This is a genomic window from Paucilactobacillus salsurae, from assembly GCF_054784995.1.
In genome coordinates this window covers 19,249-45,583 of sequence record NZ_BAAHWX010000011.1, presented here as the reverse complement: position 1 = coordinate 45,583, position 26,335 = coordinate 19,249, and the positions used below count along the sequence as shown (strand labels likewise).

At 35.7% G+C, this 26,335-nt stretch carries 23 protein-coding genes; 5 read left to right on the top strand and 18 right to left on the bottom strand.

Going from position 1 to position 26,335, the window contains the following annotated elements; translation table 11 throughout:
- Positions 1-292 precede the first annotated feature (292 nt).
- A complete protein-coding gene (locus ACYVQZ_RS08420) occupies positions 293-541 on the bottom strand; it encodes a DUF1797 family protein (RefSeq protein WP_461240967.1) in 249 nt (82 codons plus the stop codon).
- A gap of 100 nt (positions 542-641) precedes the next feature.
- Between ACYVQZ_RS08420 and ACYVQZ_RS08415 the strand changes: the two genes are divergently transcribed.
- Positions 642-1,823 (top strand): pyridoxal phosphate-dependent aminotransferase, encoded by a 1,182-nt coding sequence (locus ACYVQZ_RS08415; RefSeq protein WP_461240966.1) that lies wholly within the window; start codon positions 642-644, stop codon positions 1,821-1,823.
- 15 nt (positions 1,824-1,838) lie between these two features.
- On the opposite strand, the gene ACYVQZ_RS08410 is transcribed toward ACYVQZ_RS08415, so the two are convergent.
- The 6 genes from ACYVQZ_RS08410 to ACYVQZ_RS08385 all read right to left on the bottom strand — a co-directional run bounded on the left by ACYVQZ_RS08410 (position 1,839) and on the right by ACYVQZ_RS08385 (position 7,774).
- Positions 1,839-2,867 carry a lysylphosphatidylglycerol synthase transmembrane domain-containing protein gene (locus ACYVQZ_RS08410; protein WP_461240965.1) on the bottom strand — a complete coding sequence of 343 codons (1,029 nt, stop codon included), beginning with the start codon at positions 2,865-2,867 and terminating at the stop codon, positions 1,839-1,841.
- A 2-nt stretch (positions 2,868-2,869) separates the two neighbouring features.
- Positions 2,870-3,892: a glycosyltransferase family 4 protein gene (locus ACYVQZ_RS08405; RefSeq protein ID WP_461240964.1), complete on the bottom strand. Its 1,023-nt coding sequence runs from the start codon at positions 3,890-3,892 to the stop codon at positions 2,870-2,872.
- A gap of 3 nt (positions 3,893-3,895) precedes the next feature.
- Positions 3,896-5,101, bottom strand: coding sequence for a glycosyltransferase family 4 protein (locus ACYVQZ_RS08400; protein WP_461240963.1), 1,206 nt, complete (start codon positions 5,099-5,101; stop codon positions 3,896-3,898).
- 344 nt (positions 5,102-5,445) lie between these two features.
- A complete protein-coding gene (gene ptsP / locus ACYVQZ_RS08395) occupies positions 5,446-7,173 on the bottom strand; it encodes a phosphoenolpyruvate--protein phosphotransferase (protein WP_461240962.1) in 1,728 nt (575 codons plus the stop codon).
- Between the two features lies 1 nt (position 7,174).
- Entirely contained in the window at positions 7,175-7,441 is a 267-nt protein-coding gene (locus ACYVQZ_RS08390; RefSeq protein ID WP_461240961.1) for a phosphocarrier protein HPr, read from the bottom strand.
- Positions 7,442-7,585: 144 nt separating this feature from the next.
- Entirely contained in the window at positions 7,586-7,774 is a 189-nt protein-coding gene (locus ACYVQZ_RS08385) for a hypothetical protein (RefSeq protein WP_461240960.1), read from the bottom strand.
- Between the two features lie 311 nt (positions 7,775-8,085).
- Here ACYVQZ_RS08385 and ACYVQZ_RS08380 point away from each other — a divergent pair, with 311 nt between their 5' ends.
- Complete coding sequence (locus ACYVQZ_RS08380) at positions 8,086-10,341, top strand: ATP-dependent Clp protease ATP-binding subunit (RefSeq protein WP_461240959.1); 2,256 nt, start codon at positions 8,086-8,088, stop codon at positions 10,339-10,341.
- A 48-nt stretch (positions 10,342-10,389) separates the two neighbouring features.
- On the opposite strand, the gene ACYVQZ_RS08375 is transcribed toward ACYVQZ_RS08380, so the two are convergent.
- The gene (locus tag ACYVQZ_RS08375; protein WP_461240958.1) at positions 10,390-10,980 is read right to left on the bottom strand and encodes an ECF transporter S component; all 591 of its coding nucleotides are present in this window, start codon (positions 10,978-10,980) and stop codon (positions 10,390-10,392) included.
- A gap of 155 nt (positions 10,981-11,135) precedes the next feature.
- Between ACYVQZ_RS08375 and ACYVQZ_RS08370 the strand changes: the two genes are divergently transcribed.
- On the top strand, positions 11,136-11,837 hold the full coding sequence (locus ACYVQZ_RS08370) for a MucBP domain-containing protein (RefSeq protein WP_461240957.1): 702 nt from the start codon (positions 11,136-11,138) through the stop codon (positions 11,835-11,837).
- 94 nt (positions 11,838-11,931) lie between these two features.
- The gene (locus ACYVQZ_RS08365; protein WP_461240956.1) at positions 11,932-12,819 is read left to right on the top strand and encodes a DMT family transporter; all 888 of its coding nucleotides are present in this window, start codon (positions 11,932-11,934) and stop codon (positions 12,817-12,819) included.
- A gap of 151 nt (positions 12,820-12,970) precedes the next feature.
- On the opposite strand, the gene ACYVQZ_RS08360 is transcribed toward ACYVQZ_RS08365, so the two are convergent.
- The 3 genes from ACYVQZ_RS08360 to tagD (ACYVQZ_RS08350) all read right to left on the bottom strand — a co-directional run bounded on the left by ACYVQZ_RS08360 (position 12,971) and on the right by tagD (ACYVQZ_RS08350) (position 16,788).
- Positions 12,971-14,500: a glycosyltransferase family protein gene (locus tag ACYVQZ_RS08360; protein ID WP_461240955.1), complete on the bottom strand. Its 1,530-nt coding sequence runs from the start codon at positions 14,498-14,500 to the stop codon at positions 12,971-12,973.
- A 216-nt stretch (positions 14,501-14,716) separates the two neighbouring features.
- Complete coding sequence (locus tag ACYVQZ_RS08355; protein ID WP_461240954.1) at positions 14,717-16,294, bottom strand: peptide chain release factor 3; 1,578 nt, start codon at positions 16,292-16,294, stop codon at positions 14,717-14,719.
- 101 nt (positions 16,295-16,395) lie between these two features.
- Complete coding sequence (tagD, locus tag ACYVQZ_RS08350; protein ID WP_461240953.1) at positions 16,396-16,788, bottom strand: glycerol-3-phosphate cytidylyltransferase; 393 nt, start codon at positions 16,786-16,788, stop codon at positions 16,396-16,398.
- 190 nt (positions 16,789-16,978) lie between these two features.
- Between tagD (ACYVQZ_RS08350) and ACYVQZ_RS08345 the strand changes: the two genes are divergently transcribed.
- Positions 16,979-18,196, top strand: coding sequence for an LCP family protein (locus tag ACYVQZ_RS08345; protein WP_461240952.1), 1,218 nt, complete (start codon positions 16,979-16,981; stop codon positions 18,194-18,196).
- Between the two features lie 118 nt (positions 18,197-18,314).
- Here ACYVQZ_RS08345 and ACYVQZ_RS08340 read toward each other — a convergent pair whose 3' ends face one another.
- The 7 genes from ACYVQZ_RS08340 to glf form a co-directional block, all read right to left on the bottom strand.
- Positions 18,315-20,378, bottom strand: coding sequence for a GW dipeptide domain-containing protein (locus ACYVQZ_RS08340; RefSeq protein WP_461240951.1), 2,064 nt, complete (start codon positions 20,376-20,378; stop codon positions 18,315-18,317).
- Between the two features lie 111 nt (positions 20,379-20,489).
- Complete coding sequence (locus ACYVQZ_RS08335; protein WP_461240950.1) at positions 20,490-21,608, bottom strand: glycosyltransferase; 1,119 nt, start codon at positions 21,606-21,608, stop codon at positions 20,490-20,492.
- On the bottom strand, positions 21,608-22,507 hold the full coding sequence (locus tag ACYVQZ_RS08330; protein WP_461240949.1) for a glycosyltransferase family 2 protein: 900 nt from the start codon (positions 22,505-22,507) through the stop codon (positions 21,608-21,610). Before ACYVQZ_RS08330 ends, ACYVQZ_RS08335 begins: the two co-directional genes overlap by 1 nt.
- A 6-nt stretch (positions 22,508-22,513) precedes the next feature.
- A complete protein-coding gene (locus ACYVQZ_RS08325) occupies positions 22,514-23,317 on the bottom strand; it encodes a LicD family protein (protein ID WP_461240948.1) in 804 nt (267 codons plus the stop codon).
- A gap of 20 nt (positions 23,318-23,337) precedes the next feature.
- Complete coding sequence (gene tagD / locus ACYVQZ_RS08320; protein ID WP_461240947.1) at positions 23,338-23,724, bottom strand: glycerol-3-phosphate cytidylyltransferase; 387 nt, start codon at positions 23,722-23,724, stop codon at positions 23,338-23,340.
- A gap of 49 nt (positions 23,725-23,773) precedes the next feature.
- Positions 23,774-25,210 (bottom strand): flippase, encoded by a 1,437-nt coding sequence (locus ACYVQZ_RS08315; protein ID WP_461240946.1) that lies wholly within the window; start codon positions 25,208-25,210, stop codon positions 23,774-23,776.
- A gap of 2 nt (positions 25,211-25,212) precedes the next feature.
- Entirely contained in the window at positions 25,213-26,334 is a 1,122-nt protein-coding gene (gene glf, locus ACYVQZ_RS08310) for a UDP-galactopyranose mutase (protein ID WP_461240945.1), read from the bottom strand.
- Position 26,335 lies beyond the last annotated feature (1 nt).

Here is a 26,335-nt window from a genome sequence, read left to right as displayed (position 1 = left end):
GAATAGCTCTTTTTATTTGTTGCTTTTAGCGAATTGACTTCGCAAATGTTATTTCTCTTAAAATCTACGTTTTAAGAGCCCTGCACATTTGATTCGTCGAAACTTTATTCAGTTTTCAAAGGTCTACCTTGTCAAAAAGACAACTATCAAATCATAGCATTTAGCAAAATTGATGTCAATAAAATTTCTAAGAAATTCCTGAACAAAATCTTTGCTGTACTTGCCTTGACGACAACAAATATCATACCAAATAAAATTGGTGTGAGTCAAGGTAAATAAGATGAAAATATGATTAAAATGTTAACTGCAATTCAGATAGGCAATCATAGATTTCAATTGCTGCTAAATCCATATCATCGAATGTAAATTCATTATACGGCCGATATTCAATTACGCGGTATGTTTGGGTTACTTGATCATAGTTTACCTGACAGACCTCTATACCAAATTGTTCAAAGCGGCGCATTTGATTTTGACTATTGCGATCTTGTTGCATGGCGTACAATCTACTCAAAATTTGAAACAAGGATGATTTTTCCAAACTTTCACCTTCTTTACTATAGTAATCTCCAATAAAAAGCTAACACACTATAGCACATGTGATAGAATAATTCTAATATCCTGAAAGGAAGTATGTGCTTGTGAGTTTATATCAAAATAATTTAAACAAGAATCTCGATACAATTGAAATTTCTGAAATTCGCCAGTTTGATGAAGAAACAACTGGAATTCCAGATATTCTAAAACTAACTTTGGGTGAACCTGATTTTAACGTACCCCAACATATACAAGCAGTCGCTAAACAGGCTATTGATGATAATTTCTCCCATTATACTATGAATGCGGGTATTCCGGAATTACGAAAAGCGGCTGCAGACTTTCAAAACGAAAAATATGGTCTTCACTATGATCAAGATAATGTCATCACAACGATTGGGGCTTCTGAAGCAATTGCTGCCAGTTTAGGAACTGTCCTTAATCCTGGTGATGGCGTGCTCATCCCCGCACCTATCTATTCTGCCTACACACCACTCATCAACTTCTATAATGGTGTTGAAGTTCGCATTAATACCCGCGATAATGATTTTGGCTTAAATCCAGAGCTTGTTGAACAAGCAATTAAAGCTCATCCAGAATTAAACTTTAAAGCAATTGTATTAAATTACCCAAGCAACCCAACTGGCGTGACTTACCGTCAAGGTGAACTAGAAAAATTAGCCGCTGTTTTTGAAAAATATCATCTCTGGGTGATCAGCGATGAAATTTATTCTGAATTAACCTATGGCGATACCCACTTTTCAATTGCCAAATTGCTTCCTGATCAAACGATTTTGGTCAGTGGCCTTTCTAAATCACATGCCATGACTGGTTGGCGACTTGGATTTATCTTTGCCGAACATGAAATGGTAGAACAAATTAAAAAAGTGCATCAATACATGGTTACTGCGGCCACATCAATTGTTCAAAAAGCTGGGGTTGAAGCACTCACTGCTGGCAAAGATGATGGTAAAGAGATGGCTAAAGAGTATCTCAAACGCCGCGATTATGTTTATAAAGAAATGACGGACATGGGCTTTGATGTGGCCCGTCCGGATGGTGCCTTTTATATCTTTGGTAAAATTCCGGCCCAATTTAACCAAGACTCGATGGCCTTTTGCAAAGATTTAGCTCACAAAAATCACTTGGCAATTATTCCTGGTCACGCTTTTGGTGATGAAGGCGAAGGTTATGTGCGTGTTAGTTATGCTGCCGATATTGCAAAACTAAAAGAAGCAATGAAGCGCATGCGTGCTTACATTGAAAATCCAGATAATCAACAATAAACTAAAAAGTCGACCTTAAATGGTCGACTTTTTTTCTTGAACTTTATCTGGTTTAATTACTAACGCAAACATGCCTGCAAACATGCCAAAATAATACGTCAGCACCCGCCAGAGAATCATCGCTAGAACAAGTTTACTATTGGTCCCAATAAAGCTGGAAAATAACACGGAAAAACTATACTCAGCACCACCTGTTCCACCTGGAATTGGGAACAGTGAGATAATCATCACAATTAACACATGCAAACTCGTGACCATGATTAAATTAATATGACTAACACCAAGTGCTAGCATAATGAAATACGGAATTAAGTAGTAAAACAAAAGTTGCACAAAAGTCACCACAAAAACGCGGACTAATTTGAATCCTTCTGATTTCAATTTGACACTTTCAGCATAGAAAGTGTCAATTTTTTCATCGATGTTAACTTTCATTTCTGCAAACTTTTCAGCAGATCGGAACCATTTAACAGGCGTAATTAATAAATTAACCAACTGTTTGGTGAACCCATGCCAATACATCACCATGAGGAGACCAACAATCACTGCTAAATGAATCAAGAAACCAAACACCACAAATAACGACAGTGCTTGTAATTTCTCAGCAATAAAATGAAAACCAATGATCAAACTAATAATGAAGTTCACCACAATCATTGCTTGAAACACCACAAACTTCATTAACAATACTGAACTGGCCTGCCCCGCATCCACACCTGTTTGCATCATCGCAATCAGTTGTGCTGGTTGCCCGCCAGTTGAAAATGGTGTTAATCCATTGAATAATTGTTCGATCAAAGGCACCCGTAGTGCGTCTTTAAACGTAAATCCTTGATAGCGGTCAGCCATAAATATTTTAACGACGACCGCTTCTAAGACTAGGTACAAAATAATGCACAACACTGCCACTAAAAACCATTGCCACTTGAGGTTCGCTAAATCATGAACGACCTGTGACAATTGAACATTGCGCAGAGAAAAGGCAAAAATCCCTAGCCCGACTATTAACATTAAAACTAAAACAATTTGATTGCGTCGCGACATATTTAGTCCTCGTGTGCTTGTTGTAAGTAAAATTCATGCCAAATTTGTGCTAGATGAGCTTCAGAATAATGATCACTAGCAATTAGCGATTTATCATGTAAAAATTTCAATCCAGCTGGATTATCGAGCAAAGCAGTTAACTTGGTTTGCATTTCGTCAACGTCGCTCGCAGCTTCGTAATATCCATCAATTATTGAACGGTATAAATCCAAGTCACGGAGTAGAACTGGTGTACCACAGCTAAAGGCTTCAAGTACAGACATTGGAAATAGTTCATTGTAAGACGGTAATAAAAACAAATCAGCCATATTATAGTAGTTGATTAGCTCCTCACGTGAGACAATACCGGGAAAACTTAAGTTAGCTGGCGGATTATCCACGACTCGTTTTAATTCAGCGTAACCGTCTGTGATTTTACCAAATGAAAAACCACCTGCCCAAATAAACTGAATATCAGGATTCTGTCGCGCTAATTTAATGAAATCAGGCACCCCTTTGCGGTCTTGAATCTGTCCAGTACCTAAAATAATTTTTTTCTGTGCATCATAATGGTACTGCTCCTTTAAAGCAGTAATTTGATCGGCAGACAATTCATGAAACTCTTGTCGATTAACAAAATTAGGAATATACGTGATCTTACCACGGTCAATCCCCTTATCTTCTAATTTACTAATAAAAGAAGGATTAACCACCACGATATGATCCATGCGTTTGTAAAATGCCATCACATACCAATAAAAAATTGCCCGAAATGGTTGGGGAATTTTAATGCTCCCCTCCAGTGTTTCAGGCAAAAAATGCACATATCCAATTTTCTTGCCGCGTCCAGGTAGAAAAGTTGATAGAAAATAAGGGAAGTTGATTGTATGGTAGTGACTGATATGACTATGTCGATAGCGATTGATACTGATATCAAATTCTTCGCTAAAATGCTCTTTTAGCAATCTAATCAATTCAATATAGGCACTACCCACGCCTTGGCCTTGCACCTTATCGGCAGATGAAAACATCGATATTTTTAACATTAACTATCCTCTTGGTCCGCGAAATAAATTAACCGGTTCACGGTTTGATTCTGCTAGTTCAATTTGACTGTCATGATAGAAACGCGTCACTTTTTTAGCAAACGTTTCAGCTGAAATATCATCCAGTTTACGTGACCGTTTCTTAGCATCTTCTTCATTATCAGAACGATTATCCAAGTACGCAATACTGTACTTCACCAAATCGGCCTTCTTTTGAAAGCTGTGACCAATAGCTGGATCGTCAATCAGTTCATCAGTATAAGGGCTTTTCATCACCACGATTGGCAAGTCAGAAGCCAATGCTTCAATATAAGTTAACCCCTGTGATTCTGAATCAGAAGCTGCCACAAAAACATCAGCCATTTGGTAATAGTGGTAAACTTGGTCATTTTCCACTTCACCGGCAAATGTCACGTGATCACCAAGCTGCATATCGCTAACTTGTTGTTCGAGTGTTTCTTTAGCTGGCCCATCACCCACAATTAACAATTGGGCATCTGGTCGTTGTTTCAAAATGTCAGGTAATGCTTCAATTAACTCATGAATGTTTTTCTCATATGCAATTCGACTTAACGACAATAAAACCGGCGTTTCGTCTGAATAACCCAATTTTTGACGTAATTCATGACTCGTCCGTGGGCTATCTTGATGTTGATAACGAGCAACGTTAATCCCCGTTGGAATGACACGGATAGGTGCTTTAACACCATAACCTTCCAACGTACTTAATACACGTTGACTTGGTGCAATAATCCCGGTCATGTGGTTTAGGTACAATGAGGCAAACTGTTGCACATTCTTAGGTTTTAAAATATGGCCATTAGCAATGTAATGTAAATAATCTTGATACATTGTGTGATACGTATGAATGCATGGAATTCGCATTGCTTTAGCAATCACTTTACCCATCCAACCAAGGGAAAACTCAGTTTGGTTATGGATAATATCAAGGTCCAACTCTTTAGCAATTCGGTAAGCTTTAAAGAGTCCTCGAACAGCAATTCTACGATCAGTAAAGGACACAAACGGTACACTACTGAAGCGAAAAATGCCTGGTTCGAAATGATTTTTATCAACCTTCGGATCCGTGGTGGTAAAAATATAAACATTGTGGCCTTGGGCCTCTAGTTCATCACGCAACGTCTTGATAGAAGTTGCAACACCACTCACTTGTGGAAAGTATGTATCTGTAAATAATCCGATATTCACAAGGATTCTCCTCCGGTTTCATTCACCCGACACAGTATCAATTAATGTACGGGGTACTGAGCACGTCGATAATTACTACCATTGTACACAAGGGCATTTTATTAATCAATCAACGCAATTCGACAACGACACCCATTGTACCGTATTTACAAGGAGATTCCAACTATTCATTAAGATTTGCTAAACAATGGTAATCCCTTACGAATCATGTGTTTTCGGCACTTTTAGTTGACCCAACAAAATTAAATTTTCTCCGAAGTTTTCGTTAACGGTCTAAACAAATATAATCTAACTATTTGACCAACAAAAAAGCGCCCCGGCAAAGGGCGCTAAATAAATCTAATTTAGTTTAAATTATCTTCAACGTTTTTCACTAAATCAATGACTTCTTGATTAGTTTCAGCGTCAAGTGCTTGATCAACTAGACTACCAAGTTTAGTAGTATCAAGTTTCTTCATTAATGAACGTGTTTGAAGCATTGATGTAGCACTCATTGAGAACTCGTCTAAGCCCATACCCATTAACAATGGCACGGCAACTTGATCGCCAGCCATTTCACCACACATACCAGCCCACTTACCTTCAGCATGAGCAGTGTCAATGACACGCTTAACCAAACGTAATAATGATGGGTTATATGGTTGATAGAGGTAAGAAACATGTTCGTTACCACGATCAGCAGCAAATGAGTATTGAATTAAGTCGTTAGTTCCGATACTGAAGAAGTCAGCATATTTAGCTAATTTATCAGCAATCAAAACAGCTGCTGGAATTTCCATCATCATCCCAACTTCGATGTTGTCAGCGACTGGTTTGCCATCGGCAACCATCTTAGCTTTTTCTTCATCAAAAATGGCACGTGCTTGTTTAAATTCATCAACTGTCGCAATCATTGGGAACATGATCGCTAACTTACCATAGTTAGAAGCACGTAGTAATGCACGTAATTGTGTTCGGAAGATATCTTGTTTATCCAAACTAATCCGGATGGCACGATAACCCAAGAATGGGTTCATTTCTTCTGGTAATGGCATGTATGGTAGATGCTTGTCACCACCGATATCCATTGTCCGCACAACAACTTGCTTGCCGTTCATGCCTTCAACAACTTTTTTGTAGGCTTCGAATTGTTCGTCTTCAGTTGGTAGTTCTGCTGAATCCATATATAGAAATTCGGAACGGAACAAGCCAATTGCTTCCCCACCATTGTCAAGAACACCTTGTAAATCATCAGGTGTGTCGACGTTAGCGGCAATATCGAAATGCTTTCCATCAGCCGTAACTGTTTTGGCATTTTTCAATGTGGCCCATTCAGCTTGGTCAGCAGCAAATTTTTCAGCTTGTGCTTTATAATCTGCCACTTCGGCATCAGTTGGGTTCACAATTGCTTTACCGTGAATACCATCGACGATCACTAAATCACCATCGTGAATTTCAGTAGTAGCGTCACCACTACCAACCACGGCAGGAATTTCAAGGGTGCGACTCATGATGGCTGAATGTGAAGTACGGCCACCAATATCGGTAATAAATCCTTTAACAAACTTACGGTCTAATTGTGCGGTGTCACTAGGTGTTAAGTCATGAGATACAACGATTGATTCTGAATCAATCAATGATGGACTTGGTAATGAAACGCCAAGTAAATGACTCATGATACGCTTAGTAACGTCGCGAATATCTCCCGCACGTTCTTGCATATATTCATTGTCAGTCATTGCTTCAAACATTGCGATGTATTGGTCAGTCACTTCTTTAACTGCTTGTTCAGCGTTAACCTTTTCATCTTTAATCTTTGTTTCAATGGCGCTAATCAATTCTGGGTCAGCCAAGATCGTGATATGTGCTTCGAAAACTTCAGCTTCTTCGGCGCCCAATGATTGGACAGCCTTTTGCTTAATAACTTCCAACTCTTTTGTTGAAGCATTAAAAGAATCATGAAGTCTTTGGACTTCATGATCAGAGTCAGAAATTGTTTTCTTTTCAAAAGACAAATCAGGATCGACTAACAAATAAGCCTTAGCAATGGCGATACCATTACTTGCAGCAATTCCCTCTAGCCGGTTTGACATATTAATCTGACAGTCCTTCCTTTGTCATTGTTTCTTCAATAGCAGCGATGGCTTCTTTTTCGTCTGAACCATCAGCAGTGATTGTAACGTCAGCATGTTGTCCCACACCTAATGACATTACACCCATAATAGACTTCAAGTTCACACTCTTATCTTGATATTGTAAGGTAATATCTGAGCTAAATTTTGAAGCTGTTTGTACTAAGATAGTTGCTGGACGTGCATGAATTCCAGTTTCTGCAATAACATTAAAATCGCGTTTTTCCATTAGTGATCAATCTCCTTCAAGGATTTAATTTTTGAAGCTTCTTGGCAAGCCAAAAAAGCTTTCTTACCTGTTAATAATAGCAATTGTAAGCGGTAAATACAAGCACTAACCGGAATGTTGGCTCCGGTTTGTTTTCAAATCCAACTAAGCTTGTTTTTTTAGTAAGGTGTACTCGATTTCACCGCCACGGTTTGCTTTACCAACAAGTTGTTGGCGATATTCGTAAGCATGAAAGATCGGCTGAAAGGTTTGAAACTCATCTTTAGTGATCGTAAAACTTTCAATGTTGTGTTGGCGTAAATCTTCCATTAACTGATGATAATCTTTATCCATTAAAATCCTCCCATCCATCATTCATGTCTTCTATTATATCTGTTAATCGTTAAAGAACAAATTTTTAGCATTCTAAACGTGTGAGTGCTAGAATTATTGTGTTGATACGACTTGGAATGCACGACAAAGTCGATCATATCAACGATAAACTCGTGTTTCAGAAAATAGACAAATCACTTGCAATCTTGATTATCCAATGTATAATGAGTTCAAAGGTCAATAAAGGTCAAACAATATCAAACGACCACAAAGGCTTTTCATCTCAATTGGCAAATTAGAGATGTCGATAGTGTGATAAAGGAGGTTTACAGATGTTATGTCAAAATTGCCATCAGAATCCGGCAACCATTCACTTACAAGCTGAAGTGAACGGACAGCGAGTACAAGTTGGCCTCTGTCAGAGTTGCTATCAAAAAATGAAAGAAGCACAAAATACTCTCTTTAATGGAGGTAATGGAATGGCACAAAACCCATCATTTGGTTTTGGTAACTTAGATGATTTGTTTAAAGCCATGCAAGGCCAAAACGCTGGTCAAGCTGGTCAACAAGCATTTAATGACCAAACACAAGCACAACAAGGAAATGGCGGTAACCGTGGCAAAGGTAACAGTTTGTTAGCCCAATTTGGCGTTAACTTAACTGAACTTGCTAAACAAGGAAAAATCGATCCCGTCATCGGCCGTGATAAAGAAATCGATCGGGTGATCGAAATTTTAAACCGCCGGACCAAAAACAATCCCGTGTTAATTGGTGAAGCTGGAGTTGGTAAAACAGCCGTAGTTGAAGGATTAGCACAAGCAATTGTTGCCGGTCAAGTTCCGCAAAAATTAAATAATAAAGAAGTTATTCGTTTAGATGTTGTTTCGCTTGTTCAAGGAACAGGAATTCGTGGGCAGTTCGAACAACGCATGCAGCAATTAATGGAAGAAGTTTCTAAAAATGATAATATCATCTTATTTATTGATGAAATTCATGAAATCATGGGCGCAGGAAATGCCGAAGGTGGCATGGACGCTGGTAACGTTTTGAAACCAGCACTAGCTCGTGGCGACTTCCAATTAGTTGGGGCTACAACGTTAAATGAATACCGCAAGATTGAAAAAGATTCTGCGTTAGCACGTCGTTTCCAACCTGTTCAAGTTGATGAACCCAGTGTTGAAGAAACCATTCAAATTCTGAATGGGATTAAGTCACGCTACCAGGATTACCATAATGTGAAGTACACCGATGACGCGATTACCGCGGCTGCTAAGTTATCAGCGCGTTATATTCAAGATCGCTTCTTACCTGATAAGGCCATTGACCTGTTAGATGAAGCTGGTTCGAAGAAGAACTTAACCTTGAAGACTGCTGACCCAGCCACAATTGAAAATGAGATTCACACCGCTGAAGCTCATAAGCAACAAGCACTTGATAATGAAGACTACGAAAAAGCAGCCTTCTACCGTGATCAAGTAACCAAGTTGACCAAAGCCAAAGACGATGCTGAAGCAAATCATAGTGAAGACGCCGCTACGGTGACGGTTGAAGATATGCAACACATCGTGGAAGAAAAAACTAACATCCCTGTTGGGGACTTACAAAAACAAGAAGAAACCCAATTAAAAGATCTTGATCAAAACTTGGAAAACCATGTCATTGGTCAAAATGAGGCGGTCGACAAAGTGGCGCGTGCCATTCGTCGTAACCGCATTGGTTTAAACAAATCTGGTCGCCCAATTGGTTCGTTCCTGTTTGTTGGTCCTACTGGGGTTGGTAAAACTGAATTGGCTAAACAATTGGCTAAAGAATTATTTGGTTCCGAGGATTCAATGATTCGTTTCGACATGAGTGAGTATATGGAGAAACATTCAACCTCGAAGTTAATCGGTTCACCTCCTGGCTACGTCGGCTATGAAGAAGCTGGTCAATTAACCGAACAAGTTCGTCGTCATCCATATAGTCTCGTGTTATTGGATGAAGTTGAAAAAGCCCATCCAGATGTTATGCACATGTTCTTACAGATTTTGGATGATGGTCGCCTGACTGATTCTCAAGGTCGCACGGTTAGTTTCAAGGACACGATTATTATCATGACGTCTAACGCCGGTTCTGGTGACTCTGAAGCTAGTGTTGGCTTCGGCGCTGCTGCTGAAGGTAAGACGCACTCAATCGTTGATAAATTGGGTGAATACTTCAAGCCTGAATTCTTAAACCGTTTTGATGCGATTGTCGAATTCAACGCCTTAACTAAGGATAACTTGATGCACATCGTTGATTTGATGATTGCCGACGTTAACCGCATGTTGGCTGATCGTGGACTTTATGTTCACGTTACCGCCCCTGTTGAAGAAAAGCTGGTTGATTTAGGCTTTGATCCAACCATGGGTGCGCGGCCATTACGGCGTGTGATTCAAGAACAAATTGAAGACCGCATCGCTGACTTTGTCTTAGACAATCCAGGTGTTAAGAATTTAAATGCTAAGATTGTCGATGGCAACATTACTTTGGAAGCTGCTAGTGATAAAGATGTTGCAGCGGCTGTTAAGAAGATTCAGAGTGATGATGGTTCTGAAGATAGTAAATAAATTGTAACTAAATAAACCACTAACTGAAATTATAGTTAGTGGTTTTTCTTATTTCTTGACTACTCTTCGTAATGGCATTGCAATCAATGGCACAATCACAGCGGCTAACGCCATTTCCGCCAAACCATTCGTAATAAAGATCGCATTGAGTGCTTTTAGTAAATTATCAACATTAACACCATAAATATGGGCGACAGCAGGTGTTCGATAAAATAGGTAAATACCCCCTAACACCAAAACAGTATTTGTTAACGCACCGATTAAAGCAGAAATCACCATTGGCACTACCGGCTTTTTCATAACTTTCATGAGTGCTAAAAACGTCCACCCTGCGAATAAACCAATAAAAATACGTGGCACAACTGATACTAATGGGTTGACAAACACAAGTGGCGCTAATGGACTGCTTGGAAACGTAAAAGCACGTATCCAAGTAATGACACCCCAAACACCACCAATAATCGCCCCATCAACCGGCCCTAACACAACGGCGGTGATGATCACTGTAATATGCAACGTGGTTAAACTTAATGGTCCAATCGGAATGTTTCCTAAGACAGGAATAAAATCCTGTAACACAATAATGGCAATTAAAATTGATAAAATACTCAAGCGATAAGTTGCTCTTCGATTTGTCACTTCAGAATCCTCCGAAATTTGTTTGCTTACATTATACAAGTTTTGGCCGAAATTAGGAACTATCAAGATTTCATTAATATCATTAAAATAAGATATGACGTGTTATATAAAAAGCTGTATACTACAAGTAGTAATTTTTCTATGAGGTGATTTAAATGGCTAACAACTATGACAGTGGTGTACCGGTGTGGGTTTACCACATTGATATCGATACAAAAGAGAATTTAGCTTTACCACAATTATTAAAGGGCTTAATTGGCCAACATTACAGCGTATCAAAAGGCGATTTTCAAGACTATAGTTTCGTGAAAGCTGATGCTGAAACAAGTGGTACGTTTAATGAACAACCCCATACTGTGCGAATGTATTATCGTAAGAAAAAATGGGCAGAAGTCGAAGATGTTTCCATGTATTTGAAATTGTTTGCCCCTACCCCTGTTTTTGATTCCGTTGATGGCTTTCAACGTGGCACTACCTACCCTGGTGGCATGGTGCTGAGAACCTTTAAACGTGTGGCGACAACCGGCGGCAAGTTCTGGTATGAAATTGGCCCAGATCAGTGGATTTTATATCATCAAATGGAAATTGTTGATAATCCGTTTGATCAACCACAACCAGATGCTGATGAAGGCGAAACTGAAGCCATTGAAAAAATGGATTTAGTGGCTGCTAAAATTGACTATATTCCGAATGCCATGATTCAAGTTTATGATCGTCCGTATGGCAAAATTGTTAATGAATTGGAGCATAATACGGAAGTTCAATTATCAGGCAAACTCACTGATGATAACGGTGTTACCTGGTATGAAGTTGAAGATAAAGGATTCGTGAACGGCACCTACGTTAAAATTAAATAATAAAAAAAGACGAAAAATTTCGTCTTTTTTTATTGTCTTTGAAGCAATTCACCTATGTTATAGTTAAAATGAATATTCAAAAATGGAGACCAATATGAAACTTTCAAAGTTACAAGCCAATTTGATTCTATTAACCACTGCCATTTTGTGGGGTGCCAGTTACTTGTTTATTAAACAAGCTGTTAATGCAGGTATGCCTGCTGGGCTGATTAATGCGTTACGCGGTTTAATTTATGCTGGCCTCGTTTATTTGTTCTTTCATCAAACCATTAATAAAATGACGTGGACCGACTTTCGAATTGGATTTATGGCTGGTTTTATTAATTTTATCGGTTATCAGCTTCAAACAATCGCATTAAAATATACCACACCTGGTAAGAATGCCTTTCTCACCGCTACCTACGTGGTAATGGTTCCTTTTGTCGTTTGGGTTATGTTTCATAAACGGCCTGAAATTAAAAGTTATTTGGCAATCACCTTATGTGTCATTGGCATGATGTGGTTAACCGATATCTTTAAGAGCGGCTTGAATTTTCAATTTGGTGATATTTTGACTTTAATCGGGGCTTTTGTCTTTGCCTTGCAAATTGTATATTTTGGTTATACCGCCACCGATGCAAGTCCTTGGATTGTTGCTTTTATGCTCGGCGTTGTCCAAGGTGTTGGTGGTTTTATCTATTCGATCTTATTTGAACGCGGACACTATACTAATATCAATTGGACACGTGCTATTTGGCCGGTTATTATTCTGGCCGTTTTTGCATCATTTGGGGCACAGACAATGCAGATTGTTGGACAAAAGTTTACTGATGCGACCGCTGCTGGGTTAATTATGATGACTGAATCGATGTTTGGAAGTTTGTTTTCTGTTTCTTTGGGATTTGAACCGTTTACCACGAATCTTCTAATCGGGGGTATTTTGATTATTATTTCAATTTTGATTATGCAGTTAGATTTTTCAAAAAAATCCAGGATAAGCTAACAAAAATTATTTAATAAACCAAATTTCTAAAACTATTTAAAAAAGGATTTTACAATTTCACTGATCAAAGCCCTTTTTGAATGAATTCAAATTTAAAAAAGTTTGAATTTAACGAAATTTTTATTCGATCTGAGAAACATTTTTTCACTTTTCATTCCCACGATTTGATATTTACACTTTTTAAAACATTGTCAATTCCAAAACTCATGGCAAGAAAAATACATGGTAAAAATTGAATCACGTACCGGCTTCTACCACCTTCAAAAAGTAATAAAAAAATATAAAATCCAATGATACTAGTTTTCAAAAATTGTGCAAACAACGAACTATTACCATAGCAAAAAAGTACACCTATCAACGTCAAAATCCATAAAATTTGAGCAATGAACTGATATGAATATTCTGTTGTATCAACCACACCAGCATTAGTAAATAACCTTCTTTGAATTGAACGGTTATAATTTTTATTTTCATGATTAAAAGTAACTAAAAAACCGCCCTCATGTCCCCAACTAAATGTTCCATTTGCTGTATTAGCCATTTGCTTGCTTATTAAAAATTTTACATAATTAATCGGTGAATGATATTCCTTTATCCGTTTCTTGATTAATTTTATATTTTCAGCATTTCTTTTTTTAGGATTTTTTATTCCTATTTCCATGTTAACGTCATCTATGTTAAAGCCTCCAGTTCCATGCATACCCATGGCTAAATAATGAAACACAGTTTCTTTTCTCTGTGGATCTATTTTTACAACTTTTTGTGATTTTAAACCCGCACTAATTAAAATAAAAAATGCAGCTGTAGAAATAATTACAATAGATACTACTTTTATTGATTTCAACGATAATTTTTTTTCTTTAATACACCATCTAACAATAGCAATCAGCACCGCGGCAATGTAAATTATTATTAATGTCGGTTTAATAAAGTACGAAACTATGAGAAAAAAAGATGAACACACTGGATAGAAATAAGATCCCAATTTTTTAGAGACCACAGTCATTTTACTCAACAAAAAAATATTTATTGCTGTTAAAAAGAAACCAAATAAATCAGTATACACTATAACCACCCATGGTGATGCAATTACGAGTATTAGCATCATTGCTATTGGTATGATAGCTTTCATTCCCGTTCCAATTCTAGAATGAATTACATTCGCCAACAGAAAAAAAGCCATATCGATTATAACTACATTTATTACTCCTAAAGTCATTTGAAACTGTTCCATCGAAGGCCTTTGTGACACCACCCAAATAGCTCTTTCAAACAGGAGCATTAGCAAATTGTTTGGATTTAGTGAAAAATAATCCTTCAAACTCGGAAGGTGACCAGTTGCAACTAATGAAAGTGAACGTGGATCCCAAAAACTTATGCCTGACAAATAAAAGACCATCGACAGTTGCCATATAAGTACTACTGTGAAGGCAATAATTAGTATTACAAGTTTATGGCGCTTAATTAAATTACTAACTAGACTACTGAACTTTTTTATAAAATAAGTATTTTTCAGCAGAAATAGCATCCATAAAATCAAACCTCCAACAATTAAAATTGCTAAAGTACGATTTGGAACATTTTGGATGATATTGGGTAATTCTGCAACTGCACCAATCAAACTAATTACACTTAAAGGCATAAAAAATAGATTGATTATTTTGTTAGTAACTTCCTTCATACATTCTCTCCTAATTTAACAATCTAACTTTTCATGGTCATAGTTTGTACTATTTCTATAGTAAGATATCTAAATTTTTCAGATTCTAACTTAAATATTCTAGAAAATGTAATTACATCAAGATTAAACAACCTATGCTTTTATTAAACTACGTGATTAATAACCCTTTAAAGTGTTAGGTTAAATAATCCAATAAACAAAAAATACCATACAATATTATAATTTTGCAGTTAACTTAATATCTGGATACTTATTTTTAAACCAATTTTCAGCAAAAGTATTCTCAAATAAAAACAATGGTGCTCCTAAATGATCTTTTACCAAAATATTACGTGATGAAGACATATGTTCATCCAACTGCTCTGGATCAATCCACCGGGCAATTTTGTGACCCATCGGTTCCATAATAACTTCAGAATTATATTCATTTTGCATTCTGAATTGAAAAACTTCAAATTGTAGTTGTCCAACGGCACCTAAAATATAATCGCCAGTTGTATAGTTGGTATACATCTGAACCGCACCTTCTTGAACCAATTGTTCAATTCCCTTATGGAAAGACTTTTGTTTCATAACGTTTTTAGCTGCAACGTGCACAAATAATTCAGGTGTGAATTGTGGTAATTTTTCGAATTGCACCGAATTCTTACCTGTGTAAATTGAGTCTCCAATTTGAAAATTACCAGTGTCATAAAGACCGATAATATCACCAGCAACAGCCGTTTCAACAGTTTCACGGGTATCGGCCATGAACTGTGTAGAATTCGATAGCCGAAGTGATTTTTGCGTTCTATTCAACGTTACATCCATACCACGATCAAACTCTCCCGAACAAATTCTTACAAAAGCAATTCGATCACGATGATTTGGGTTCATGTTTGCTTGAATTTTAAAAACAAATCCAGAAAATTCAGGACTCAACGGTTCCACTTTTTGATTATCTTCAGTTTTATGTGCACTTGGTTTAGGTGCATATTGGAGATACGTTTCTAAAAATGTTCGAACCCCAAAATTAGTTAAAGCTGACCCAAAGAATACAGGTGTTAAATCACCAGTTTCAATTTTGCTAGCATCAAATTGATCACCAGCATCATCCAGTAGTTCAATTTCATCTAGCGTATCTTGCCAAATACTATCTTCAGTTAATTCATTATCTTCAGATAAATTTCCATCATCATTCAGAGGGATATAAGGATTATTCTCATCATCTGGGTGTGCCAATACAACACGTTTATTATAGCGATCATATAAACCCTTCAAGCCACGCCCCATGCCAATTGGCCAATTCATTGGGTAAGTTTCAATACCTAATACATCTTCCAATTCAGACATTAAATCAAGTGGTTCACGGGCATCACGGTCAAATTTGTTTATAAATGTAAAAATTGGAATACCACGCATTTTACAAATTTTAAATAGCTTTTTAGTTTGTGGTTCAATTCCCTTTGCGCCATCGATTACCATAACTGCGGAATCGACCGCCATCAAAGTTCGGTAGGTATCTTCGGAGAAGTCCTCATGTCCTGGTGTATCCAAAATATTAATGCGTTTACCTTGAAAATCAAACTGCATTACAGAACTGGTAACAGAAATTCCACGCTTTTTTTCAATTTCCATCCAATCTGATTTAGCAAAGTTTCCTGATTTTTTGGCTTTCACTGTTCCTGCTTCTCGAACCACGCCACCAAACAGTAACATCTGTTCAGTAATCGTCGTTTTTCCCGCATCAGGGTGAGAAATAATTGCAAAAGTACGTCGTTTTTCAACGGCTTCTTTTAGTTTTTCTGGTGTCATTAATTAATTCCTTTCCAATTGATCCTCTAACTATCTTAATACAGCATTAGATCAAAGTCTATCAAGATTTTGAACCAAAAAAATAACATTTCAGTGAAATGTTATTCCGCATGTTCTAAGTCTTCTTTAATTTTTGAAGTTGAAATACCATCAGTTCGTGGTAAATAGATGACTTTACATAAATTTTTTAAATAATCAAATTTACCCTGCCAATCGTCACCCATGATTAACGCATCAACGTGATATTTTTTAATATCTTCACTTTTTTGTTGCCAAGAATTTTCTGGAATGGCTAAATCAACGTATTTGGTTGCCTCTAATATATATTTTCTATCTTCATACTGTGTATAAGCATGCTTACCCTTTTTGGCATTAAACTCATCTGTTGCTAATCCCACAATTAGTCGATCACCATAAGAAGCTGCTCTTTCTAATAAGTGAATATGACCCTTATGAATTAAATCAAATGTGCCATATGTAATGATTGTTTTCATTGAATCACCTCGTCATCCTAACCCTGCGTTTAATTTTATCAGCTAAGACTGGCAAAAGCTGGTAAAATGCTCACAATCGACTGATAAGGTTATATATTTCTTAAGTTGTACGTGGTAAAATTGACTTGCTTTATGTGGTCTGATAACTTAGATTGAGTTAAATATTAATATTGATGTGAGGCAGAAATTAATGGATGAAGAAGACACAAGAGTTAACCGCCATCTCCGAAAAACACCAAAACGCCACTGGTTTCGCTGGCTTGTTAGTATTGTTGTACTAGCATTAGTTGCGGCTGGTGGCTATGAATACTATAAAATACATAATGCAGCGTCAGGCATTTTTAGTAATTCCAACGCTAAAATTAGTAAAAAACTTAAATCTGGAAAACCTGTTTCTGTACTGTTAATGGGGCTTGACACGGGGGCCATCGGACGTGGTAATTCAGGTGGTAACACAGATACACTTGAATTAGTGACTGTTAATCCTAAAAAAGAAACAATTACAATGACAAGTATCCCAAGAGATACTTTGGTTAAAATCAATACTGCAAGTGGCGTCGATTATGCAAAAATCAATGCTGCCTATTCAATTGGTGGTCCCAAAAAAACTGTAAAACAAGTGAAGGAATTATTGAACGTACCTATTGATTATTATGCAATCGTCAATATGGGAGTCCTTGAAAAAGTCGTAGATGCAGTTGGCGGGGTTAATGTTGATAATCCATTTGCATTTGATTATGAGGGACATCACTTTCCTAAAGGAAAACAACATCTGGAAGGCAGTCTAGCATTGAAATATTCAAGGATGCGATATGATGATCCTAATAACGATTATGGGCGACAAAAGAGACAACAACAAATTATTAAAGCTGTCATTAATAAGTTTAAATCGTTAAGTTCAGTGACTGCTATTAACACAATTCTTGATGCTGCTAAGAAGGGTATCAGAACTGATATTCCACTGAACAGTGTTGCAACATTGTATTCTAATTACCATTCATCAATGAAAAATGTTAAAACCAATCACTTCCAAGGACAAGATGCGACTATAGATGGCACTTCTTTCCAAATTGCTTCCCCTAAAGAAATCAACCGAATTTCAAAATTGGTGCGACACGCATTGGGATTGAAATTTAGTTCAGTCAATAATAACGAAACTAAATTATATAAAATGCAATCAAATTACGATGGTTACGCACATACCTCGTTCGTATTGCCTGGAGGCGCATCTGCTGAAGTAGCAGGAAGTGGGGTGCGGTCTTCAAACACCGCTACAAAGTTTAATGAATCAAGCATTTCTAACTCATATAAATCTGTAGAAGATAATAATACATCAGAAACTTTTTCTCCTTCAAGTTCTATTCAACCGTCTTCTAACAAATCTAGTGAAAACATTACTACACCCTGATTAAATCATATAAAAAAACTAGGTAATAGCATTTCAATAAAAATGTTATTACCTAGTTTTTTGTTTTTTTGCAATCATGCGTGATAGATATTATTGAAAGATGTCACTAATTTTTCATTTACTTTCTTATGTTAGTAATTCCTCTTTTATCCATCCAGTAAGTACTACCATTAGATAATTTAATCTTAACCCAGGTTGCTTGCTTTGTGGTCGCTTCCGCGATCACACCTACAGTTTGATTATTATAGCTTGTTGCACTCGCATTACGCTTTAAACTGTTTATATTACTGTAGTATGGCCCTGCAGTATACATACCATCATTACGATTACTTTGATTGATCTGTGCTGCATAATTTGTAGTATGTTCATTTGAAACTGCATCTAAACTAATTAATCTGACACCACGCTTATCCATCCAGTAAGTACTACCATTAGATAATTTAATCTTAACCCAGGTTGCTTGCTTTGTGGTCGCTTCCGCGATCACACCTACAGTTTGATTATTATAGCTTGTTGCACTCGCATTACGCTTTAAACTGTTTATATTACTGTAGTATGGCCCTGCAGTATACATACCATCATTACGATTACTTTGATTGATCTGTGCTGCATAATTTGTAGTATGTTCATTTGAAACTGCATCTAAACTAATTAATCTGACACCACGCTTATCCATCCAGTAAGTACTACCATTAGATAATTTAATCTTAACCCAGGTTGCTTGCTTTGTGGTCGCTTCCGCGATCACACCTACAGTTTGATTATTATAGCTTGTCGCACTCGCATTACGACTTTCGGTTTGCAAACTGGTAAAATATGGTCCGTTTTTATATAGACCATCATTTCTACCATTCTCGTCAATAATAGCAAACTCTGACAGTGTTTTTTGAAGTGTAATTTTGTCATAATTTATGGATACTGCCTTTTTATCCACCCAATAAGTCTTTCCGTTTATTAATTGAATTTCGTACCATGTAGCGCGTTTTGTAATAGCAGTACGTAAAATTTTTACTGATTGTTGATCAAAATTTTTTGCACTTGCATTCCTACTTTTTGTAGACGAACTTGTATTGTATGGACCATACAAATACAAACCATCATCCCTACCATTTTCTTTTATAACCCCTGACAAGCTAACAGAATTATTTGAATAAATTGCATCATATTCTTTTAATTGAAATAATCCAGTGTAATCAATTGAAACATCAATCGGGTTATTACTACCCGGAAGAAAAGCTGTTGATGAAAATTGCCAAGCACCATAAGACGTATTCCATTTGGTTGATGCTGTGGGAGTATAGGGATATTGTGCCATCCAAGTTCTTGTATACCCAACAGTTCTTCTAACTTCAGCGGCTTTTGCATAGCTAACAAATGTATACACGCCGTGATTAGTATATCCTGCAGAAGATAAGACATTCCAAAAACTATTTAAAGAATTTTCAATATTATTCGATAAAGTTGAATTATCTTCCATATCAGCAAATATTAACGTATCTTTCGGTAATCCTAGGCTTCTTAAAGTCGAAACCAAATGATTTGCTTCATTTTTAGCGCTTGCAACACTTGAGAAACGTGCATAATGATATACATCCACATTTAGACCAGCATTTTTTGACATTTGAATTTGTGATTTTGCATACGGATTAGTATAATTCGTTGACTCTGTAACCTTAACTACAGCGGACTTCACACCAAGACTGTGTAATTTAGAGAAATCGTTTTGCTTCATCCAAGATTGATATGAGGAAATATCAACTGCATCTACTCTAGGAATTGATTTACTACCAATTGTTAGTTTTAGCGTCGTAGCGTCATTTCTAACAATTTTTTGTGGTTGCCCAGTAAGTTCATAATCCTGCTCTGCTTTTAATTTCGTTGCAGAATTCCAATCTTCACTGCTACTTTCAGATATATTCGAAGGTTGAACATATACTTTTGAATTTGTATTAACAACATTACTGTTCAATTTTTTTTCAGAATTTTTTAAAACTACCTGTTTTGAGTTAGAAATATCCTGAACGTTCTGTTCACTGCCGCTCCCAACAATCTCTCCTTGTGTTTCTGTATCAGATGCGTGAACACTATTTTGGTCAATAAAACCCGCAGTAGCAGCAACAACTAATCCAGCAGATACTAACCAAAATCTATGTTTCTTATATTGTTTATTTCTTGTTTTCAACAAATATTCCTCCCACTACATAAAATTTATTAAAATTTTATTATTAATAATAAAATACCATTTATATATAACAATTCATACCCTTACTAAACCATTTTTAGTTGTTTACCTTTAGATCGAATAGATTTTTTTTAAAATATCTATTGAATGGTTTTGGTTATATCCCAAGTTATTCATTGTATCTGCTGCAAATTTTCTTCGATTTAACTCAATCCGTTTATTCTCTTCAAGTGAATTTATCCATTTTTCTATATTCAAAGGAAGTCTGACCATTAATTCTTTATCGTAATCTCCAACTGGTACTTTTTTATTTATCAAAATCCTTAGCCCAGACACCTGCGCCTCAATCATTACGAAACTTAATCCTTCATAAAATGATGGCATGAGTAAAAAGTCCGCTGCAGAGTATAACTTGTAAACGTCCTGCCTAATTCCCAAGAATTTCACACTATTAGTTAGTTCGTTTTCATTTACTAGTTCTTCTATTAGCGATTTATCTGGTCCATTTCCGATAAATAAAAGTATCGCATTTTCATTTTTTTCTTTTATCCTTTTAAATAATTCAACTGAAAATTTTTGATTTTTTCTTGGTTGAAATACTCCAACCTGAATAAATACCTGTTGACTATCATCAATTTCTAACTCTTTTCTTATTTCATTTCGATAATTCTCTGAAAATTTAAACTTTTCAATGTTTACACCGTTTTTTAGTATCATAAATTGCTTGCTTCTAAAAATTTTATTAGGAAACATCCACTTTGCAGCATCATCAGATACTGCAATGTAATGACTAATCAACTTGTTTAAAACAATTTTTTTTGAAAATTCATGCAAAATTTTTAATAAACTTGTCACAAGCTTGCTACCTGCCGTACCAAAAAAGGTATTATGTGCATGCAACGTTATTGTTGTTATTCCAAATTTCTTGCACAAATAAATTGGTACAAAATTCCAATCAGCTGAATAGTTAAAGTGAACAGCATCAAAGGTTTCTTGCCTGAGAAAATTTTTCCAAGTTTTAATGTGTACAAAAATATTTTTATTAGCTGCTGGTATGACAACATATTTCCAACCCATATCTTCTAATTTTGAAATACAATCAGTTGATCCAGACACAATCGCGGCTGTGAACTGAACATTACTATTTTTAATTTGACCAAATGTATTAAAAATGAAGGTAGTTACGCCACTACCCTCAATAAAATCTCCAACAATTAAAATTTTTTTCATTATTTAACCTCTCTTGGAATCTCGATAGTTGGGTTGAAAAATAATCCCGCAACGGTCCCTTTAATCACAATCCCAATTTTTTTAAATCTAAAAGTAGTTTCTGCTTTAAAGAGTAACTGAAATATTACTAGCAGTGTTTTCATTATCTGTTTTATAAATTCTTTTTTTGACATTCTCTTTCCATTGAAAAGTCGATTTCGAAACAAATAAAAATATCTCCAAATTCTATTTTTTGTATCCCTAAAAATGTCTATTCCCACATTTTGTTGCATTTCATGCACCACAACACTATTTGACACAAAAAAACAATCTGCTACTTTGCTTATTCTCTGCGTATATTCTGTGTCATCACCCCAAATAAACATTTTACCAATTGGATATCCTACTTCTTTAATAATTTTTCTCGTTATTAATAAGGAAACAAAACTTGCTCGTTTGATTTTTACTAACCCCGAATTGATTAAAGTGGCATTCAAAACCTTATTCCAATCATCAGCAACCGAGGGTAAATTCATTTGCGCTGGGCTTCCATCTATCCATCGTACATTACTCGCAAATAAGTCTGCATCAACTTCAGAATTGGCATCAACTAATTTTTCCAAACAAGTTTCCTCCGGAATTGTATCATCGTCCATAACCCAAACAAACTCGTCATTAGTTTTTTTGTAAAACTCTTTTATCCCAATCTCAAAACCCTTTGCTCCGCCAAGATTTTCTGTCGTTGTTTTTACATTTAAATTTTCTTGATTTTCCAAAAAAAAGTGAGTTTCGTCTGTACTATGATTATCAACCACAATAATATGATTCACTTTATAAGTCTGGCTTTTTAATGCAACTAAACATTTTTTTAGTTTATCTATTCGATTATATGTCACAACAACTGCCGATACATTTTTCATTAGCCTTTATTCCTCTGTAATAATTTGTTTAAGATGTTTGTTAATCTGTTCATTTTTTGGCGGTAATTGCATGTAATTCCCATACATTGTCGCTAAAATATGTGCGTACTCACGAGGAATTTTTATTTTTTCATTTTCAAAATCTGTGTACTGAAATTCCTCAATATCACTCTTATCTATTGTCTCTTTACCGAATGCATATTGAGATGACAAATTTGCCACCTTACTTGAATCTTTTTTGTTTTCTATGTTCATGAGATAATTCCTAATCTTTTTTAAAGATTCCAACGAAAAAAAACTTAAAATAAATTTTTGAGTTTTAATAAGCAATGCCTTTAGAAAAGTATGTTGAATATCCGAATTAATTCGATTTAGAATTGCAGAATCTACAAACTTAAAGAGAGCATGATGAAGTTGCGCAACTAAACTATTATTGCTGATATTATCATACGGAAAAATGTCTATAAATGCATTATTAATTTTCGCACCAGAGTTCACATATTCAACTTTTACTTTTCTGTCTATCAATTTACAAAATGCTAACCCATACTTCTTATTCTGATCAGTCAACACTTTAAAATGATTTGAATCAAGTTCTTGGGCTAGTAACTTGACAATGATTTCATAATCTTTTCGATAAAATCCAACATCTACGTCATCGTCCCACGGGATGAATCCATGATGCCGAACGGCACCTAATAAAGTTCCTCCCATTAGTATGTAAGGAATTCCATTTTTGGTTGCTATATTAATCACTTTTTTTAGCATTTCCAATTGAATTTTTTGAAGTTTTTGTAGATTTTCGGACATTTTTATTTTTTCTCACTTTATTAATTATGCAAATCATCTTTAATTTTCGTTGTAGATATACCACTGGTCCTTGGCAAATAAATTACCTGACAATAATCAGAAAGAAAATCAAATTTCCCCTTCCAGTCATCACCCATTACAAAAATATCTATATGATATTTTTGTACATCATCTATCTTTTGTTCCCAATCATTCTCAGGAATTACTTCGTCAACGTATTTAATTGCTTCGAGTATATATTTTCTATCCTCATATGTCGTATATGCTTTTTTCCCTTTTATTGCATTAAATTCGTCTGAAGAAAGGCCCACAGTTAAATGGTCTCCCAGCTTAGCAGCTCGCTCTAAAAGTCTCACATGGCCCTTATGCAAGAGGTCAAAAGTTCCATAAGTTATTACATTTGTCATGTTGTATCAATCCCTTCAAGTTCAAACTAATGTTATATCCATAAATTTTTTAATGTGAAATCTTTTTCTTAAATAAATTTTGTGCTTGATTAACAATAGGAGCCTTTGTAAAAATAACACCAACTGAGTAAATTAAAAATCCAATAAAGCATTGAATTAGTAAATTAATAATGTTCATATGCATAATTTGATTTAAGCGATATACCACAATAAACATCACTAAACCGCTAATCATGTACTTCCATGTACTCTTAAATAGTTGACGTCTTCTAATTGTGGTTTTGATACAGTAAACTTGAAAGGCTGTAACAGCAAACTCAGATAGTGTTGTGGCTAACGCTGCACCCTTCGCACTGAACACTTCAATGAAGAAAAGATTCAAAATAATGTTAACAACTGCACCTATTGTAACAGAAATTGTATACTCTTTTACGCGATTAACAGGCATTAAATACTGTGTACCCGTCACATTGCTCCAAGCAATCAATACAATCACAGGTGCTTCAATCATCATAATCTTGCCACTATCATAAAATTCTGCTCCTAAAAACCAAGGAGCAAATCTTTGTGCAATTGCAGCTATTCCAAACATCATGGGTATTGATAATGCCGAAACGAAATCAAAAGAATTATACAAGCTTTGTCGAATTCCCTTAACATCACCTGCTGCAAATTTGTGTGCGATGTGAGGGAGCATTACTGTGCCGGTTGCAGTTACTATAGCTAGTACTAACTTAATAATTTTATCAGACTGGCTAAACAGACCAACAGCCACAGTATGAGTAGGGTCCATAAATCGCAACATGATCTTATTCACTACTAAGTATACTTGTGTTGTAATAGTTGGAATAAACAATAGTAACGCAGGATTAAAGTGAGAAAAAGGTCTCAATATTTTTAATGGTACAAATTTAACGCTATTTTTTAAATATGGCCATAAAGTAATATTTCCAATTAATTGCGAGCTTGAAAGAATTAAAATATATTTCCAAACATCATCACGGGTTTTTACAAACGCAAAAATAAGTCCAATTGAAATAAGTTTTACCAACATATTTCTTGTAACAGTTTTTTGAAAATCTTCCATTCCCATAAAATACCAAGAGATATCAAAAGCTCCTGCGACTATTAACAGTGACTGAACTAGAAAAAACCATTGATAAGATTGACTAAATTTCCAAACAAATCCAAGAAATACAGCATATGACATACTTACTGTTATTATTTGCATTATGATTATTTCCCAAAAGATCTTAGATCTTTCGAATTTATTATCTCGATGGTAAGCTATTTCTCTATTTCCATAGGTCAAAACACCAATTTGTCCAAATAAAAGAAAAAAGGTAACAGTAGCGTTTGTATAATCATTTATACCAACACCACCTGCACCTAATACTCGAGATACATATGGAACTGTTACTAACGGGGCTAATAACAGTAATATTTGATATCCCATATTATAAATGTAATTCTTAATAATCTTCATAATTATTTTTCTTTAAACTCCTGAGACACAGTGGTCAATGCTGCATGGATAACTTGATGCATATCATAATAACGGTATTGTCCTAATCTCCCACCGAAAACAACATTTGGTTCAGATTTTGACAATGCTTTATACTGTTTATATAATTCATTGTTTTTAGTATTATTTACTGGATAATATGGTTCATCTCCACGATGCCAAGTTACAGGGTACTCGCGAGTAACGATTGTCTTGTTCTTATCTCCCTTTCCAAACTCAAAAAACTTATGTTCAATAATTCTTGTAAAAGGAGTTTCTGCATCCGTATAGTTTACCACAGCATTTCCTTGATAATTATCGATGTTCAACTCTTCAGTCTCAAATTTTAAGCTTCGATATTCAAGTTCACCAAGTTGATAGTTAAAATATTGATCAATCATTCCCGTAAAAATAATTTTTGGGTAATTTTTAAGATATTCATCTTTTTTCTCATAAAAATCTACACCAGTTTCGACATCAATCAGGTCACTACTCAACATTTTTTCAACAATCTGTGTATAACCACCGATGGGTATTCCTTGGTAAGTGTCGTTAAAATAATTATTATCGTATGTTAGTCTAACTGGAAGTCTTCTAATAATAAAGGCTGGTAATTCAGTAGCTTTTTGGCCCCATTGCTTTTCAGTATAGCCTTTAACTAACTTTTCATAAATATCCCGGCCTATTAAAGAAATCGCCTGTTCTTCAAGGTTACTTGGTGTCTTACCATTCATTTCCTTTCGTTGGTCGTCAATTTTTGCCATTGCTTCATCGGGGGTTGTTACGCCCCACATTTTATTGAAAGTGTTCATATTAAAGGGCATATTGTAGATCTCGCCCTTATAGTTTGCAATAGGACTATTAGTATATCGATTAAACTCTGCAAATTGCTGGACATAGTTCCAAATCTCTTTGTTTGATGTATGAAAAATGTGTGCGCCATATTCATGCACCTGAATACCATCAATTTCTTTTGTATAAATATTTCCAGCGACATGATCGCGTTTTTCAATAACTTTAACTTTTTTGCCTCTTTTCGCCGCTTCAAATGCAAAAGTTGCACCAAAGAGTCCAGCCCCGACTACCAAATAATCAAACTTAGTCATA